The 15,135-nt window shown below is 39.6% G+C and carries 19 protein-coding genes; 12 read left to right on the forward strand and 7 right to left on the reverse strand.

What is annotated here, in order from left to right:
- Window positions 1–393: 393 nt before the first annotated feature.
- Window positions 394–948: a site-specific integrase gene (locus C7B70_RS22955; protein ID WP_106371264.1), complete on the forward strand. Its 555-nt coding sequence runs from the start codon at window positions 394–396 to the stop codon at window positions 946–948.
- Between the two features lie 27 nt (window positions 949–975).
- Here C7B70_RS22955 and C7B70_RS26600 read toward each other — a convergent pair whose 3' ends face one another.
- The gene (locus tag C7B70_RS26600) at window positions 976–1,116 is read right to left on the reverse strand and encodes a hypothetical protein (protein ID WP_158260567.1); all 141 of its coding nucleotides are present in this window, start codon (window positions 1,114–1,116) and stop codon (window positions 976–978) included.
- 287 nt (window positions 1,117–1,403) lie between these two features.
- Between C7B70_RS26600 and C7B70_RS22960 the strand changes: the two genes are divergently transcribed.
- Window positions 1,404–1,592 (forward strand): hypothetical protein, encoded by a 189-nt coding sequence (locus C7B70_RS22960; RefSeq protein ID WP_106371265.1) that lies wholly within the window; start codon window positions 1,404–1,406, stop codon window positions 1,590–1,592.
- Window positions 1,593–1,826: 234 nt separating this feature from the next.
- Entirely contained in the window at window positions 1,827–2,180 is a 354-nt protein-coding gene (locus C7B70_RS22970) for a hypothetical protein (RefSeq protein WP_106371266.1), read from the forward strand.
- 21 nt (window positions 2,181–2,201) lie between these two features.
- On the opposite strand, the gene C7B70_RS28530 is transcribed toward C7B70_RS22970, so the two are convergent.
- The gene (locus tag C7B70_RS28530) at window positions 2,202–2,417 is read right to left on the reverse strand and encodes a transposase (protein WP_106371267.1); all 216 of its coding nucleotides are present in this window, start codon (window positions 2,415–2,417) and stop codon (window positions 2,202–2,204) included.
- Entirely contained in the window at window positions 2,410–2,715 is a 306-nt protein-coding gene (locus C7B70_RS28535; protein WP_158260568.1) for a transposase, read from the reverse strand. Before C7B70_RS28535 ends, C7B70_RS28530 begins: the two co-directional genes overlap by 8 nt.
- A 635-nt stretch (window positions 2,716–3,350) precedes the next feature.
- Between C7B70_RS28535 and C7B70_RS22985 the strand changes: the two genes are divergently transcribed.
- The 5 genes from C7B70_RS22985 to C7B70_RS26605 all read left to right on the forward strand — a co-directional run bounded on the left by C7B70_RS22985 (window position 3,351) and on the right by C7B70_RS26605 (window position 9,133).
- Window positions 3,351–4,673, forward strand: coding sequence for a hypothetical protein (locus C7B70_RS22985; protein ID WP_106371269.1), 1,323 nt, complete (start codon window positions 3,351–3,353; stop codon window positions 4,671–4,673).
- Between the two features lie 131 nt (window positions 4,674–4,804).
- Complete coding sequence (locus C7B70_RS22990; RefSeq protein ID WP_106371270.1) at window positions 4,805–6,751, forward strand: EAL domain-containing protein; 1,947 nt, start codon at window positions 4,805–4,807, stop codon at window positions 6,749–6,751.
- Window positions 6,752–7,247: 496 nt separating this feature from the next.
- Window positions 7,248–8,077 (forward strand): IS1 family transposase gene (locus C7B70_RS22995; protein WP_106371271.1). Its coding sequence is split into 2 segments (ribosomal slippage): window positions 7,248–7,589 and window positions 7,592–8,077, totalling 828 coding nucleotides; the frame shifts between segments, so codons are not numbered across the junction.
- Window positions 8,078–8,163: 86 nt separating this feature from the next.
- Window positions 8,164–8,685, forward strand: coding sequence for a hypothetical protein (locus tag C7B70_RS23000; protein WP_199192466.1), 522 nt, complete (start codon window positions 8,164–8,166; stop codon window positions 8,683–8,685).
- A 271-nt stretch (window positions 8,686–8,956) separates the two neighbouring features.
- On the forward strand, window positions 8,957–9,133 hold the full coding sequence (locus C7B70_RS26605) for a hypothetical protein (protein WP_158260569.1): 177 nt from the start codon (window positions 8,957–8,959) through the stop codon (window positions 9,131–9,133).
- Window positions 9,134–9,429: 296 nt separating this feature from the next.
- Here the strand turns inward: C7B70_RS26605 and C7B70_RS23005 are convergent, their stop codons facing one another.
- Genes C7B70_RS23005 through C7B70_RS23015 form a run of 3 tightly spaced genes read right to left on the reverse strand, consistent with a single transcriptional unit; the run spans window position 9,430 to window position 10,858 of the window.
- Entirely contained in the window at window positions 9,430–9,927 is a 498-nt protein-coding gene (locus C7B70_RS23005) for an HNH endonuclease (protein WP_106371272.1), read from the reverse strand.
- 8 nt (window positions 9,928–9,935) lie between these two features.
- Entirely contained in the window at window positions 9,936–10,289 is a 354-nt protein-coding gene (locus C7B70_RS23010; RefSeq protein ID WP_106371273.1) for a hypothetical protein, read from the reverse strand.
- Between the two features lie 5 nt (window positions 10,290–10,294).
- Window positions 10,295–10,858, reverse strand: a complete 564-nt coding sequence (locus C7B70_RS23015; protein ID WP_106371274.1) for a hypothetical protein — start codon at window positions 10,856–10,858, stop codon at window positions 10,295–10,297.
- Between the two features lie 1,687 nt (window positions 10,859–12,545).
- On the opposite strand from C7B70_RS23015, the gene C7B70_RS23020 reads away from it, so the two are divergent.
- Window positions 12,546–12,752 carry a hypothetical protein gene (locus tag C7B70_RS23020; RefSeq protein WP_106371275.1) on the forward strand — a complete coding sequence of 69 codons (207 nt, stop codon included), beginning with the start codon at window positions 12,546–12,548 and terminating at the stop codon, window positions 12,750–12,752.
- Between the two features lie 127 nt (window positions 12,753–12,879).
- On the opposite strand, the gene C7B70_RS23025 is transcribed toward C7B70_RS23020, so the two are convergent.
- Entirely contained in the window at window positions 12,880–13,101 is a 222-nt protein-coding gene (locus C7B70_RS23025) for a hypothetical protein (protein ID WP_106371276.1), read from the reverse strand.
- Between the two features lie 157 nt (window positions 13,102–13,258).
- Here C7B70_RS23025 and C7B70_RS23030 point away from each other — a divergent pair, with 157 nt between their 5' ends.
- The 3 genes from C7B70_RS23030 to C7B70_RS23040 all read left to right on the forward strand — a co-directional run bounded on the left by C7B70_RS23030 (window position 13,259) and on the right by C7B70_RS23040 (window position 14,953).
- Window positions 13,259–13,501, forward strand: a complete 243-nt coding sequence (locus C7B70_RS23030) for a hypothetical protein (RefSeq protein ID WP_106371277.1) — start codon at window positions 13,259–13,261, stop codon at window positions 13,499–13,501.
- A gap of 113 nt (window positions 13,502–13,614) precedes the next feature.
- Entirely contained in the window at window positions 13,615–14,472 is an 858-nt protein-coding gene (locus tag C7B70_RS23035) for a zeta toxin family protein (protein WP_106371278.1), read from the forward strand.
- Window positions 14,473–14,749: 277 nt separating this feature from the next.
- Window positions 14,750–14,953 carry a hypothetical protein gene (locus tag C7B70_RS23040; RefSeq protein WP_106371279.1) on the forward strand — a complete coding sequence of 68 codons (204 nt, stop codon included), beginning with the start codon at window positions 14,750–14,752 and terminating at the stop codon, window positions 14,951–14,953.
- Window positions 14,954–15,135 lie beyond the last annotated feature (182 nt).

A 15,135-nucleotide genomic window follows, 5' to 3' on the forward strand; every position in this document is an offset into this window, starting at 1 on the left:
GCGGTGACACTCCAAGACATTATTGGCTGGTTCACCCATTGCTGTTGCTATATTTTACCCAAGTAAGAACTGCTGTATTTGTTGTTGCCAGTCCTGGGGAACCCTAGCCCCGACCATCGGTGACTCTGCCATCGTTGCCTACTTTGCTATCAGTGTTAATTCAAGGGTAGCTAATTATAGCTGTAATCGGTGATAGCGCTGATATCATAAGCAAAAACTATCTAAAATGGCTACAACCCTGATGATGTCGTGGAATGGGTCGCAATTGATTAATAAGTAAAAGTTAAGTGGGGTTAGCTTGTTCGAGCCGACAACGAGATATCAATACTTTGAGTTATCTATTCCACTAAATAGAGTTTCATGTAATCTGGTGAAATTAAACAAATTTATCCAATGAAAGTAGCAGGAAACGGGCAAGGAAAAATCTTAACCAGTGCGGAATTGAGGTTACTGTTTGCTGAAGGATTTGTTAGGGAGCGCGATCGCGCTTTGTTTGGCATCTGTTTATATACTGGCTGTCGTGTCTCTGAAGCCCTAGCACTTCAGACATCTGATATCAAGGGTGGAACTTTGACTTTTAGAAAGTCTACCACGAAGGGCAAGCTCAAAACCCGCGTTGTCGATATTCAACCGGGTCTAGCTCAATTGTTAACAGAGTACCCAACATTTTCCCCTGGGGCTTTGTTTCCAGGGATGCGAGGGCGAAGCCTTACCTTGACTCGGTTCATGGCTGACAAGATTCTTAAAACAGCCTGCGATCGCATTGGTCTGGTTGGAGTCTCAACCCACAGCTTTAGACGTACTGCCCTAACTATGATGTCTAGTGCTGGAATACCCCTGCGAGTGATTCAGGAGATATCGGGACATAACGATTTAGGAACATTGCAACGCTATTTAGAAGTAACCCCAGAGCAACGACGACTAGCTGTAGCGGCGATCGGCTTTTGATGAGGTGCAAGTCCTCCGCACCATTGGTTACTGATGGTTAGATTGAGACGGCACATACTTTCCATCGCTGTCGTAGTAGCCGCCATTCACATCAATATCTGTCCAGCCTGAACCATCAATCACATCTGTAGAGCGCCGTAAAACTCTGAGAACTGTAGACTTTTTCATGATTCTTTGACTTCAGATAAGGTTGCCTTTCTATCCTGACTTTTGTAAATACCTATTAGGTTTAGAAATGATGAACAATTGCATAAAGAATTAGCGAATACTTAGGTATTAAGCGCTTAAATGCCTCTTAATAATTTTGGTAATTTAATTATTTAACTAGACTTCAATAGCAATTTCTAATACGTAGGTATTTACAAACTATTCATGCAATTCTTTATTGTTTCTAAACTTAATATGTAATTGCTGAAGCCAGTATAGGAGAAAGGTCAAGTGTACGGAGTAAAAATATGTCTGTTGTCCCTGATAAAGTTAGTTACGAAGAATTGATGCAGGTTTTAGTGTGTCAGGCATCAGATCTTACCAATGCACAGAAATTTGAGATGATTAGTAAACTTCAAGAAGCAAAACAGGCAAAATTGGCTAAAGAAGCCCTGGATTGCTGTGAGAGTGAAGAACGCTGTTTTTTTTGGCTGTAGTTGCTCAAGAAACACCTCATTCTTATAGTTATCCAGCACAATTTAACTTGCTATATCTTCTTTGAGATTTAGAGCAGAGGCGTTTATCGCATTTTATTACAGCGATTTGCCTCGCGCTAGGCTGCCACGTCCTGGGAATACAAATACTGCTGAAACCCTATAAACATAAGATTGGTCTGGACGTTGCCCTGGAAGCTCTGCGCGAGTGTTGGCGCGAACGGCGATGCTCAATAGATGAAATCTGGCGATATGCCCGCTTCTACCGTATGGAGAATATCATGCGCCCTTACCTGGACAGCCTACAATGAGCCAACAGCAAGCCAAAAACTATGCGGCATCAGCGCGCGCGGCTGTTACAAAAAGCGAAGCAGCAGGGGGAAACATTTAACGGGATTGCTAATTCGATATGCAGTAGAGCGCCTTTTACATGGGCTGGCAAAATCTCAGTACAGTAATCAATTTATTCTCAAAGGAGCAAAGAGTTTACAGTTTGGCACTCCTCACTCCACAGAGCCACTTACAGCAATTCGCGCTCAAACCAGCTACAAAAAGAGCTATCTAATAGGCTCAAAGAAAAGCTCACAATGATTAAACCAATTGAGAGCATTTTCAATCCGTAATCGCATTTACAGCCCTAGTGATTGCTTGATCGAGAGCATCAGATGTCTGGGCAATAGCCGAACGAAGAATTTCTTTTAACTTAGACCAACATAATTCTATGGGAGATAAATCAGGCGAGTAGGTCGGTAGGAACTTCACGTTAGTGCCAACCGATTTAATCAGAGTCCTAACAGTTTCAGCATAATGTACGGGTAAATTATCCATAGCCACAATTGCGCCCACCCATAATGCAGGGTAGTAAGATTTGTGCCAGGAAGACTAAAAAACTAGCGATGTTGAGGCTGCCGGGGAATGTCATGGTAGCAATCAAACCTTCCTCACTCATCGCACCAATTAAAGTAATATTTTTGCCTTTATTCCTAGGACGCTCTGCGTAGACTCTTCTTCCACCTTCACCTCTGCCATAAAGTCTTGTCAAGGCAAGATTTAAACCTGTCTCATCAATAAATACTAGGTTTTTGACATCTATAGTATCTAGCCAACGCCGAAATTCGTAGCGCAATTTTTTTCCTCTCTTCACTTGATCTTTTTTGTGGCTTGCTTGATCTCAAATTGCTGTAGGACTTGGATCTATTTCTACGGTACAAATGAAGTTTTTTTATTAACTAGGGCGTAGATTTACATACAAATTAAGACAACCCTTAATGTTGCCTAAAAACACCGCCGAATTTTTCCGTACTCCTACTGTAGGCATTTATATAGCCACTAAAGGAGAATCTAAGGGTGCTGAAATTTTTGTAAAGTAATCAATTTGAGTGGAATAAACAGGATTATAGAATAGCAACAATCATCGAACAGGAAACCGGAATAAGCTAGAAATTTATGTTAGAAATACATCTTTACTCTGGAACTTCAGAAAGTTCTTATTTAAGTTTCTATATAGTTTACCGTGTATATACGTAATGACGCTATGGATGGCAATCCTAAATGGCTCGTAATAATAGGTCTTACCTAAATACTTTTGGAAAATCACAAAGCTGATAAAAACTAATGATTTGTTTAGTAAAGAATTTTTTGTAAATGCGAATTTAACTACTAAATAAATTATTAAACTTTTTATTTTATTAATGTTACTCGGGTAACTAGAGATTAAACAGTTTAACTTTCAAACAAATAAGTTTTATCCTACTTTATATTATGACCCTCTTTACACCTCCCAGTTTTACAAACAATAATTTTAACGTTTTTAGTAATAATCTCAATCTTGTTGACGAAGTGCTAGTAACCAAGCCAAGTCTTCTTCTTAAAGAAAGCCCTCTTGAACGATTGCCACACCATTATATATCTTGGGAAAACACTGCTGATATTTTACCTAAATTAATTTCCCAAATTCTTGATAAACAATCTTGTAATAAGGAACACAAGTATCTTGAGGCAAGAAAACTCTTGGAAAATCTACCTAAGTATGAAATAAATCACCTTAAAGCAGAAAAAGAAAGGCATCGAGCAATACTTTTATTAGGTATTTTTGCACATGCTTGGGTATGGCTTCCTTACGTTTCAGGAATGGCAGACCGACCGGAGCATTTTATTCCTGAACAAATTTCAGTGCCTCTACACCAACTGACTGAAATATTTGCTCGTCCTCCAATACTAACAAACTCGGATTTGTTTGATAACAACTGGAAGCAAAATACGTTAACTGAAGATGTAAGTATTGACAACCTTGACATTCTTAATGGATTCATTGAAAATGATGCAGAAAAGTATTTTTATTTAGTCTATTTTCTTATGACTTGGAAAGGCGATCTGGCAATACAAGCTATGCTAGAAATCCAAAAGTCTTTACAAGAAATTAGGTTGGCTGATGGAGTATTTCTCTCGAAAATAGCAGAAAACTTAGACGTTATAGCAAAATCTTTAGAAGAAATAAGAAAGAATCTTACCCAAGTTTTCTCAAAAATAAACAAAGAGGAGTGGTTTAATAAAGTAAAATATTTCTCTTTAGGATGGAATAATAAAGAGATGTTTCCTAATGGGGTAGTTTATAAAGGAGTAAAAGCTTATAATGAGCAAGGACAGTTCTTTAATGGACCCAGTGGTTTTCAATACTCAGTATTTCAGTGCTTAGATGCATTTTTAGATGTTAAACATGAAGCTTACATTAATCAAGTAGATGCTCGTTCATATATGCCCTCTAATCAAATAACCATTATAAATGCTATTGAAAATAGCTCAAAACTTAGAACTCTGCTAACAGAGTTTAAAGTTGGTGATGAAAAGTTCTCTATTAATGTTGATAGCAAAAGCTACCAAGGCGTTACTGCGTCTTATAATAATTGTATACGTCAACTCAAGAATATTCGAGGTCTTCATTTTGGGGTAGTTTCCAAATACTTAACTAAAATGATTTTGCAAGAGTTAGAAGATAAAATTATTTTGACAACTGGTGGACAGGAGAACAATCACGAACAGCTGCTTAGAAATATAATAAATCACCCTACTACTCAAGCTATTTAGAGTTTCGGACAGGGCGAAAGATTTATTATTAATTTGTGTAGAACATCCGCAGGAGACTTGTTAACTTTTGGGTTAAAACTATTTTTTGTCAAAATCTTCAAGATTCCTATGGTGGTTTTAGGTGAACATGAATGACTAAAGTGCCTGTATACAGCAGTTCTTATTATCTAGATACTGTAGTATATACGTTAAGCTTATTAGATTCTGAGAAGCGTTTTAAGCTTATAACACCCGTGGATATACCTGAAGTTGAATCTAAACGGACTGAAGCTCTCCTTGATTACGAAGTCCTTGATACTGTTTCTGAAGATTCTTTTGACGCTTTAACTCGCTTAGCTACTTATATATGTCAAACGCCAATTGCTGCAATTAGTCTGACTGATAGGAAGCGGCAATGGTATAAATCTAAAATAGGGTTCAGTTCACAGGAAGAACCCCGGGATATTACTTTTTGTGCCTATACCATTCTGCAGAAGGAGTTGTTGGTTGTCCAAGATAGTCTAACGGATGAAAGGTTTGCAACTAATCCTTTTGTTATCGGCGCACCTTACATCCGGTTTTATGCTGGTGTACCGTTAATTAATCTAGATGGGTTAGTAATAGGTACTTTATGCGTACTTGACCATGTTCCACGAGACTTAAGCAGCGAACAGCAAGAAGCTTTACGCATTGTGGCTCTTCAAGTAGTGACTCAATTGGAGTTACGGCGTAATCTACGAGTTTTGAAACATTCTATTACTCACCGTAAGCAGTCAGAAAAGCTGCTGCGGCATAATGCTTTTCATGATAAGTTGACAAACTTGCCAAATAGGGTTTTATTTACAGAGCGATTAGCACGTGCGCTCAAGCGGACAAAGCGGCAAATAAATGGTTTGTTCGCTGTACTCTTCATTGATTTGGATCGCTTTAAGGTAGTCAATGACAGTCTAGGACACATGGTTGGAGACCAATTACTTATAGCAATTGCCAGATGTCTAGAAAGTTGTCTGCGCCCTAAAGATATGGTTGCTCGTTTCGGAGGAGACGAGTTTGCAATTTTGCTTAACAATATTAAGGATGTCAATGATGCAATTGGCGTAGTAAGGCGAATTCAAGAGCAGTTGAAGTTGCCTTTCAAGCTGAATGGACAAGAGGTATTTACTAGCGTAAGTGTAGGCATCGCCCTAAATACAATAGATTACATTCAGCCAGAAGACATTCTACGCGATGCTGATACAGCAATGTATCGAGCTAAGACACTTGGTAAGGCGCGATATGAAGTGTTTAACTCGACTATGCACGACCATGTATTAACGTTATTGCAGTTAGGGAATAGTCTACAAAGGGCTGTGGAACGTCAAGAGTTGCGGATTCAGTATCAGCCGATCGTATTAATAGAAACTGGCAAAATTACTGGTTTTGAAGCACTGGTTCGCTGGCAGCATCCAGACCGGGGGCTAATCTTCCCCAATGACTTCATATCAATAGCGGAAGAAAGTGGAGTGATTATCCCTCTTGGCTATTGGGTGCTGCGCGAAGCCTGCTGCCAGATGCGTGCTTGGCAGTTACAATTTTCTGACGACTCTTTGACAATTAGCGTGAATCTTTCCAGCAAACAGTTTCTACAACCTGACCTAGTTGCACAAATCAGTCAAGTTCTCCGAGAAACTGGTTTAAATTCACGCTGTTTGAAGCTAGAAATCACCGAAAGCGTCATTATGGAGAATCTTGAATCCGCAACCTCAATGCTCTTGCAACTGAAAGATTTGGGTTGTGAATTACATATGGACGATTTTGGCACAGGTTATTCATCTTTAAGTTATCTGCACCGCTTTCCATTTGATTTATTAAAAATCGATCGTTCTTTTATCAGCAGGATGGATATTAGTGACAAGGAATTAGAGATTGTTCGGGCGATTATAACACTAGCTCACAATCTAAATATAAATGTAATAGCAGAAGGGTTAGAAACGGCGGAGCAGCTAGCTCAACTTAGGGCGCTACGATGCAAATATGGGCAAGGATATTTTTTTTCTAAGGCTGTAAAGCGAGAAGGAGCAGAAGTTTTGATTGCTGAATCAATATCAAGAAGTGTTTAATTATTTATAGTGTCGGGATCATTGCGTCGTCCGTTTTTGGGGTAGATATAGCTAACGCTAACGCTAGGGGCAAAATAGGCTAAAAGCATTGCTGCACAAGCTTTTTACTCATTAGTTTTAGATAAATTATTCAAGCCTTGTTTGCTTCAGGTTAGATAAGGCTGTAACGAAAGAATAAGGGTTTTAGTCCTGTCATCGGCATACTACAAACCTCGTTTTTAGGTAAATTTGTACTATCTTGCCCCTCATGACACGCTCGCTAGCTTTCCCCCTTGTTATCACATTGGGCAAGGAATGGTAACTAGCTATTTATTAACTTAGTTAATAAGGCCGTATCTTTGTCTTCTTCTATACTCCATTCTGATGTAGGTATACTTACCGCCGTAAGGAAACGACGACAAAAACTTACATGACCTTTAGCAGAATTACCGGTTGTGCAGGGTGGAAATGTGGGAATGTTAGACTGAACAAGGTATAGTCACTCTTGGACAGTGCAATGAAATGTTCGCTGTGTGGTTATGAGAAAGCGCATAAACATGGAAAGACGAGTAAAGGTAGTCAGCGCTACTTTTGTCCCAAATGCCAACAAACGTTCACCGATACCTTTGATACACTTTACTATCGACGGCAAGTGAGTGAAGAAGATGTGCGAATTGTGCTGCAAGCACATACAGAAGGTAGCAGTTTACGGGGCATTAGTCGTATTAGCGGTTTAGCCTATGACACTGTTGTTAGTATCGTTCAAGCTGCCAGTAGAAAGGCACAAATGGTCCATAATGCTCAGGTTCAAGATGTGGACACGGAGGCTATTGCGGCTGATGAATTATGGTCGTTTGTAGAAAAAAACAAAAGCGCTGCTTGGCTGGAGAACTCGAAGCTGGAGATTGCTGGATAGCATTAAGTTTAGCTCAGTTGAGTGGCTTGATTCTCACAGGTCGTGTAGGCAAGCATACCGACGAGTTGGCACAGGACTTAATCAGCAGTACTGAAGGTAAGACAGACTGCAAAGAATGGGGTACGGATGGCTGGCAAGGATATAGGCGCGTTTTGCCTGATGAAGTTGACCACTATATTAGCAAGGTCTTAACGCAACGGTTGGAGCGAACCAATGGTACCCTACGCCAACAGACCGGACGCTGGCATCGACGACAGAACAAGTTCGGTAAGTTGTGGGAGCAGACTAAGATAACTCTGCGACTGGTTATCAGCTACTTTAACTGGATATGGCGGCATTCCTGCCTGGGAACTACAGCCGCACAGCGAGCAGAGTTAACCGCTCGTCCTTGGACTTGGAATGACATTGCTACCTATCCCACACTTTTGTAGGGCATGACCGCTTTTCCAAGACGGAAGAGATGCACGACTTGGTAATCGGTTTGTTCATTAATCGCGCTTGAGTTTGGTCTAAAAATTTGATTCTAAAACACTCATCTAGAACACTACCTGTTCATTATGATGGCGACATATTGATAATCGACCAGTTCCATCAGTTTGCCCCTAGTTGGGGAGATGGTAAAAAAACTCAAGTAGCAGTTTCTCTTGTGGAAGATTGGATACTTGAACAACACAAAGCTTATAATTTTGCGTCCGTTGTCCTTGACCAGTACAACAGTTCTAGTACGATTCAGAGGTTATCAGGTAAGGTCAAAATCCGAGAATTGACCTGGACAGCTTCAAGTAAAACAGAAGCTTACTCAAAACTTCGGGAACTGTTTAACGGGGGGAATATTGAACTTTACCACCATCCCAAAGCCAACGGGCAGATTAAAAACCTAACTGTAACTTATAGACCTAACGGCACTTGGGGCGTAAGCGGCGGTACGGGGGCGGCGGTCGATGATTACCCATCGGCGCTGGCAGGGGCGACATTAATGGCGACTCGGCGCATTAATAAGCAACAGATAATACCAGCAAAGTCCTATCGAACTTGGTAGCGCTAGACTTCTGGCTTCTTTGGCAATCCATAGCCCGCCGCCGCGAGATAGTCTTGAACGATATTCCCGGTCTTCACAATGGGCGGTCTAATTTTTGAGTCAGGCGGGAAGTCGCCGTAGCCACAAGCCTTGATGTATTCTTGAACGAGATGTTTTCCTTCAGGGGTTTGCGGTATAGTGGCGAAGTCCTTATTTGTTTATAAAAGCTTGAGAGACTATTTTTAAATAGCTTTGAAACTTAGTTTTTTGTAGCATATAATACTATCTACCAATGGCTACTAAATGGCTACCAATGCCTATTAATGACCACCAATGGCTGTTAATGGATACCAATGGCTACTACACTTGCAAGCGAAGCCGCCCTAACATTAATATATTGTGGCTACTAAATAGCTATCAATGGCTACTAATGGCTACTAATGGATCGCAATATATCACTCCATTTTGACCTGTTTTTCGTGCCTTTAAAAGGTACTACAAGCAATGAGCAATAGGCCCATTTCATCTGCTATTTTTGGCTAATTATAGACAAAAATAGCATACTTTCAATTACAAAATAATTCTTTTGTAGTGCATGAAAGAACTGAAGGCTTAGGATTAAATGCGAAGTCTCGGCGTTTGAGTAGCAAGTGATACTCAAACCCCACTACCTGGTGCTAGATATTTGAACAACCTTCGTTAACAAACTTGGTTTGAATAAAAGCGATGTTGCGGACCTTATATCTTTACAACTTCGGGTTCGATTCAAAGCAACTGATAGCGCTCTAGTGCTTCGTTTGCTAAAGCATCAGTGCGATCGCAGGTATGTTGTAGTTCAAAAGTATTATCGTCACCTTTGTTGTGATTGCATCGCCAACACATAATTTGCAGGTTATCATAGTCAAACATTTTTTCTGGACAACGAGCTTTATTGGTCTTGTGGTCTAAAGTAATATAGTTTGGATGGAAGTAAGTCCCGCTAATTTGATTGATTATTTTGTTTCCTAATTTGTCTAAGTACTCATAGCCACGCTTGATAGCTTCTGGCTTTGATGACGTACTATGAAATGTTTTGTCCTGTGCCATCTTCTGACCGCAATAGGGGCATGGCTTCAATTTGTACATTGCACGATAGCGGTTGGGACTAATTAAACCATGTTGAGGATGATCGATTACAGCTAAGTTTTGACCAGCGCTCCAAATGGCAGCGATCTCATCTGCTTTGTATAAAGTTTCAAACTTTGCCTTAGATACTATAGCCATTTTATTAATTACAAAAGTGGATACTTAGCTAAAGTTTCATCTGCTACTCTGTCAAATTGTTTTTGATTTTCGTCAAGCGTCGCAATTCCTTGTTGAGCTAAATGTTTAGCTTGCTCAGCTTCAAAAATCGATAGTTCGATGGCACCAATAATGTCACCTTTACGAAGTTTATGCTCAAATAAACTAGGGGGGGTATTAGTGAACCTGTAAATTATTTGCCAGGAAACTTGAACTTTATTCCAACCAACATTGGAATAACCAAGATTACGGGCTTCTTTCTGCTGAAGTTTAGTCAGTGAGTTGAAATATTCTGTATTTCGTTTCTGCCATTGCCGGTAGTTCATACTATTAACAAGCTTCATTTTAACTACCTGCCTCCACTCTTCTTTTGAACGTGATTTGCTATATCGTGCCAATTACTAGAACTATAGTTGTCAGTTATGTAATTCTGGATCAGCTTCAAATGTTTTTGAAGAGAATCAACTCTTTGTTCAAGATCATGAATCTTCTTTTTAGCTTCAGAGGTTTGCTGTCGGATGGTCTGCTGCTGCTCTTTAATTGTGTCTTTTAAGTCAGTAACAGTTTGATTATAATCAGCCTTGTGAACTAAGTCTTTCTCCAACAAGTTCTGCTTGCGGTCTTGTCCAACCGTTGACAAAGCATCAACCAACCATTTTCCTGCTTTGTAAAATTCAGAGTTGGTTAGCTCCATAAACTTTTTCAGCTTGGTATTAGCTTCAGCCGTTTTTTGACCTTGAAAGTAGCGGTTGTAATTGTTAGCAGCCTTGATAAACGAGATTATTTTTAAGTTGTTGGCAACTTCAATAACTTGTTCATTAGTCATTTTCGCTTCTAACGCATACTGAGCAACACCAGATACTTCACTGATTCTAGCTATCAATTTTTTGCGCTCTTTTTTGTTTAACTCCATCCTTTTACAACACTTCCTTTTTATAAGTCAAAACACTTAAAGTTTAATCAATGACAAGTCTACAATAGACAAAAGTTTTACTTGTAATAGTAATTTTGGCTTATAAGAGTACGATTCACCAATGTTGAAGATACTGAAATAAGTATGAAGAGTATGTGAATGCGATTTTACTGAGTGCGATCGCATTGGGGCTAAGTTTTCTTTAGTATTTAATTACTCAAACCCAGTTGAAGTAATGCTTTAATAGGTATTTTACAGCTAATTTTTAGCGTAAGGTGTGGAAATTATTAGCGAAGCCACTTTTAGTGGCGTAGCAGTCAAATATTGGTATGGCTGGGCTGTAACCCAAACAGTGATTTTCATCAAAACATAAGCCCCCTAGCTATAAGCTAAAAATAAAGGCTCATTAAAGACTCCTTTAAAGCTCCTTTAAAGCTCATTAGATTAGTTGAAAAAACTAGATTTTTATGCGGAAGCTCATTAGGCGCTCATTGGAAGCTCAATAAAGTTCTTTATAGGCTCATTGACTTGTTTTATAAAGCTTAACTCTCTTTAAAGACTCAATAAAGTTCTTTACAGGCTCATTGAATCGCCATCAATTTACTTTCGTCTAAACTGAGGCTCATTAAAGACTCATTGAAAGCTCCTTGAAAGCTCATGCCAAAAGTAGTTTGCATTATTAATTCTTGGTTTTGTGTTCGGGTAAGGGCAGTATTTGACGCTGTAAAAAAAGCCAAACCTTTGCATGGGGTGGGTTAGAGTTACTTATAAGGCTAGAGATAAGAAAAAGTAAAGGAGAAATCTCGGAATAAGTCTATCTTCAATTTTCAGGATTTTATAAGATAAAACCCTTACGCCGTAAGGGTTTGGATCTTCAATTTTTAGTATATCAATAGCGAAAGAAAGACATAAAAATAATTCTATTCGTGGTTTTTGAGGTCGAATCGTAATTAAACCCTTGCCCTATAAAGGTTTGAATTCGCGATTTTTGGTGCTTGAAAAAGGAAAAACTAAATGTACGGCATTTCACGCGCGTTTGGGAAAGTCGCACATTTAGTGGAAATATAGAAAAACTTAGGCAGGCAAATCTACTCTGGAATAGCGAAGGATTATCCACAGGAGATCGGGAGATGCTCCCGATCTCCTATTTTTGAGTTTATGTTCGGCTAAGGGCAGTGTTTGATGCTACTAAAAAAGAGCAAAACCTTTAGAGGTAGTGGGTTAGAGCTATTTATAAGACTACCAAAGGAAAAAGTTGGAAGAAAAATACGAAAATAATCTTATTTTAAATTTTTGAGGTCTGATTGCCATTGAACCCTTGCAGGGCAAGAGTTTGAATTTTTAATTTACGGTGGATGAATAAAGAATAACTGAACGTGCGGTATTTCAAGCGCATTGGGGAAGGTCGCACGTTATTGGAGAGATAGAAAAACTTGGGGAAATAAATCCGCCCTGGAAACAGTAGGGCGGCGCTGTCATAGGCGATCGCATCTTTAAATGTCTATAAAATGTAGACTGAGTTTTGTCCGTTGAATTGTTTGCTAAGGCGCGGATATTCTTACAATCCATCTAGACCCAATTACAGCATATTCATAGAATGGGAACAGAGGAGCGAGGGCTGCTTTGGATGATCCAGTGGCAGTGCTGGAGCAGAAATTAGGTTCTTTAGGGAGAGTGGTAGATTGAGATGAACAATGAAGATATCGCCCTGGAACAGCTAAAAAGTTGGCTTAAAGATGTGAAGCGTATCAGCCATGAGCTTCGCGAACTACCATCGTCGGCAGAACCAACTTTTTATGACAGCAAGATCGACGATGTACTCGCACATCTGCAAGCAGCTAGAGCAGGACTTGTAGAAATAGCCCACGTAATCCAACGTGAAAGCGGTTCTTAGGAACGCACTCAACAAAAGACTTAAGATGGTAAAACTGATGGAGGATAGAGAGAACACTTGATATATTTGAATTTAAATTAAGTTGGAGCATAAATGTCTCTAGGAAAATTTATGCACATTGAGAATGTTATGAAAGATTTTGGCGATTGTTTTTTTCTAACTTTTCAATAGCGGCACGAACGACCGCCATAGTATCTTCAGCATTCCTTGTGGGGTTGAGGAATGCAATACCAGGTCGTGTGGCTAATTCATCAATTAGTTCTCGAGGTGGCTTACCGTGTCGGGTTGCTTCTTTAAAGCGTTCAATTAGCTCATCATTACTGATATGTTGGAGATTATTAATGCTCATTAGCTCGATTATCCTTCAAAAAGTTGTGAGTTACTGACTGCCTTAGATAAATTAACCTGTCTATTTCTAGTAATGGTATAACTTTTCAGCTAACTTACGTGCGCTCATCCGATATCAAAAAAGGTACAGTAGATAAAATAACTTTGAACGAATTACTATGAGTTACCTATCTAAAACGCAACAGTCGGTAACAGGAAAAAGCTTTTTTCAGCAGAACTTGGCAGAACTTACAGCACAAGCACAAATAGCAGTAGATGATGCTATAGAGCTACTTCATGCTAAAGGGATTACTACTATCGGTGTAGTCGATAGTCAAATATATTGTGAATATCCAGATGGGCGCAAAGAATTTCTCCAACCTCTCACTCCAACAGCAGAAAGCATCACTACAAAAGATTAAATTATTAGTATTTCTACCCCAATTGTTGAAGTAAGGGCGCATTCTGGCATTAGCTGGAGTGCGCTTTTAGCCGATAGCAAATTGTTAGCTGACTCTTCGAGCAGGATTATTTAATGAGCCAAGGAGTTAACCCCCCTCGTTTAATCATGTTTGCTGGACCGAACGGTTCTGGTAAATCAACGATTACTCGCACTTTTCAGCAACAACTAGATTTTCCTACAATCTACATCAACCCTGATGAGATTACTAAAATGATACCAGGAGATGAAAGCACTTATTTAGAACGCTCAAAACAAGGCGCACGTTTAGCCTCAAACCAACGTCAACTAAGTTTAGCTATTAAAGAATCGTTTGCCTTTGAAACGGTTATGTCTCATCCCTCAAAGTTAGCTATTCTTCAACAAGCTTCTGATGCTCTTTACGATGTCACGCTAGTATTTGTGGGAACAGAAAATCCTCAAATTAACGTAGAGCGCGTAGCACGACGAGTCCAAGATGGCGGACATGATGTGCCAACAGAGAAAATTATCCAAAGGTACTATCGCTCAATGGCACTACTGCCTCAAGCAGTGGAGAACGCCAATCGCGCTATTATATTTGACAATACAGACCGCTCTGTGCGAGGAGTAGTTCTGGAAAATGGGCAAGTAGTGGAACAAGCTCAAACTATACCGGAATGGATAGAACGGATAATTACCACTGTCAGCACAAGAGCGCAAGAACGCAACAATTTACTGCGTGTTGCAGCTAATAAACAGGAAATTGCCTGCAATACTGCTCAGATAAACAGTGGCGAATACATTGGTGAAATCTGTTATGTCTCGTCCTATTATGCAGTCCAACAAACTAGGTTATTTTTAGTCATGCACGAACGAGCATTATTGAACAGTGCAGTGGAAGTAGGACAGGTTGCTCAAATTCGCTACCGTGAAGGTGTAGGCTCGGTTGAACTTATATTGTCAACTGATTGACATCCGCAGAGACAAAAACTTTAATAAATGCGACCGCTTGCTGAAACTTCTGCTTAGGTGACTAGCAATAGAGCGTTCGCGCTCGCGGCTAAAGTTTGAGTTATTGGATTGACCTCTTGCCCACTAAAAAAGCATTATTAGCCAAAGTTAATCGTTTCATAAGTCTCTGCGATATGCTAGAAGCCAAGCCCATTGAAGCGATCGCGTAGCAAGCTGTTGATCAAAGTAGCAGCAAAGCAGGTAAACATCCTTTGGTCAATCCGAAAAGGACAAATATATGGAACTTAAAGACTTGAAAATTGAACAAATTCAAGATTACATTCAGCAAGAAAAAGCAAAAGGACGCTCTGTAAAAGACATTGTTAAAGAATTAGTTGCAGTACGCAGCGATGTCACAATTTTGTCACACGATCCAGAAATAGGAAGGCAACAAATCTTTGAGACTCTTTCTAAACTATCGCCTCCAGACCAAAACCGCTGATTCAAGAGAAAGCAAATACTAATGGATATCACTAATTTATCGCTAGATGAAGGAAAAGGAGCGTTGGCAACTTTTCCTTACAATCATCCCGAACTTCTTGCTCAGTATAGAACCCATTTGACATCTCTTTAAGTAGCTAATCGCTTTACCATCAAGCGGATAAAGCAGAGGTTGAGCTTTGC

It is taken from the genome of Chlorogloea sp. CCALA 695 (genome assembly GCF_003003885.1).
Classification (GTDB): domain Bacteria; phylum Cyanobacteriota; class Cyanobacteriia; order Cyanobacteriales; family Chroococcidiopsidaceae; genus Aliterella.

What these genes read in the sequence shown, in the direction of transcription:
- C7B70_RS22985 (WP_106371269.1), top strand. Translation starts at nt 3,351, where the DNA reads ATGACCCTCTTTACACCTCCCAGTTTTACAAACAATAATTTTAACGTT.
- C7B70_RS26605 (WP_158260569.1), top strand. Translation starts at nt 8,957, where the DNA reads ATGGCTACTAAATGGCTACCAATGCCTATTAATGACCACCAATGGCTG.
- C7B70_RS26600 (WP_158260567.1), bottom strand. Translation starts at nt 1,116, where the DNA reads ATGAAAAAGTCTACAGTTCTCAGAGTTTTACGGCGCTCTACAGATGTG.
- C7B70_RS28530 (WP_106371267.1), bottom strand. Translation starts at nt 2,417, where the DNA reads ATGGATAATTTACCCGTACATTATGCTGAAACTGTTAGGACTCTGATT.
- C7B70_RS22990 (WP_106371270.1), top strand. Translation starts at nt 4,805, where the DNA reads ATGACTAAAGTGCCTGTATACAGCAGTTCTTATTATCTAGATACTGTA.
- C7B70_RS23005 (WP_106371272.1), bottom strand. Translation starts at nt 9,927, where the DNA reads ATGGCTATAGTATCTAAGGCAAAGTTTGAAACTTTATACAAAGCAGAT.
- C7B70_RS23025 (WP_106371276.1), bottom strand. Translation starts at nt 13,101, where the DNA reads ATGAGCATTAATAATCTCCAACATATCAGTAATGATGAGCTAATTGAA.
- C7B70_RS23030 (WP_106371277.1), top strand. Translation starts at nt 13,259, where the DNA reads ATGAGTTACCTATCTAAAACGCAACAGTCGGTAACAGGAAAAAGCTTT.
- C7B70_RS23020 (WP_106371275.1), top strand. Translation starts at nt 12,546, where the DNA reads ATGAACAATGAAGATATCGCCCTGGAACAGCTAAAAAGTTGGCTTAAA.
- C7B70_RS22955 (WP_106371264.1), top strand. Translation starts at nt 394, where the DNA reads ATGAAAGTAGCAGGAAACGGGCAAGGAAAAATCTTAACCAGTGCGGAA.
- C7B70_RS22960 (WP_106371265.1), top strand. Translation starts at nt 1,404, where the DNA reads ATGTCTGTTGTCCCTGATAAAGTTAGTTACGAAGAATTGATGCAGGTT.
- C7B70_RS23015 (WP_106371274.1), bottom strand. Translation starts at nt 10,858, where the DNA reads ATGGAGTTAAACAAAAAAGAGCGCAAAAAATTGATAGCTAGAATCAGT.
- C7B70_RS22970 (WP_106371266.1), top strand. Translation starts at nt 1,827, where the DNA reads ATGAAATCTGGCGATATGCCCGCTTCTACCGTATGGAGAATATCATGC.
- C7B70_RS23035 (WP_106371278.1), top strand. Translation starts at nt 13,615, where the DNA reads ATGAGCCAAGGAGTTAACCCCCCTCGTTTAATCATGTTTGCTGGACCG.
- C7B70_RS23040 (WP_106371279.1), top strand. Translation starts at nt 14,750, where the DNA reads ATGGAACTTAAAGACTTGAAAATTGAACAAATTCAAGATTACATTCAG.
- C7B70_RS23010 (WP_106371273.1), bottom strand. Translation starts at nt 10,289, where the DNA reads ATGAAGCTTGTTAATAGTATGAACTACCGGCAATGGCAGAAACGAAAT.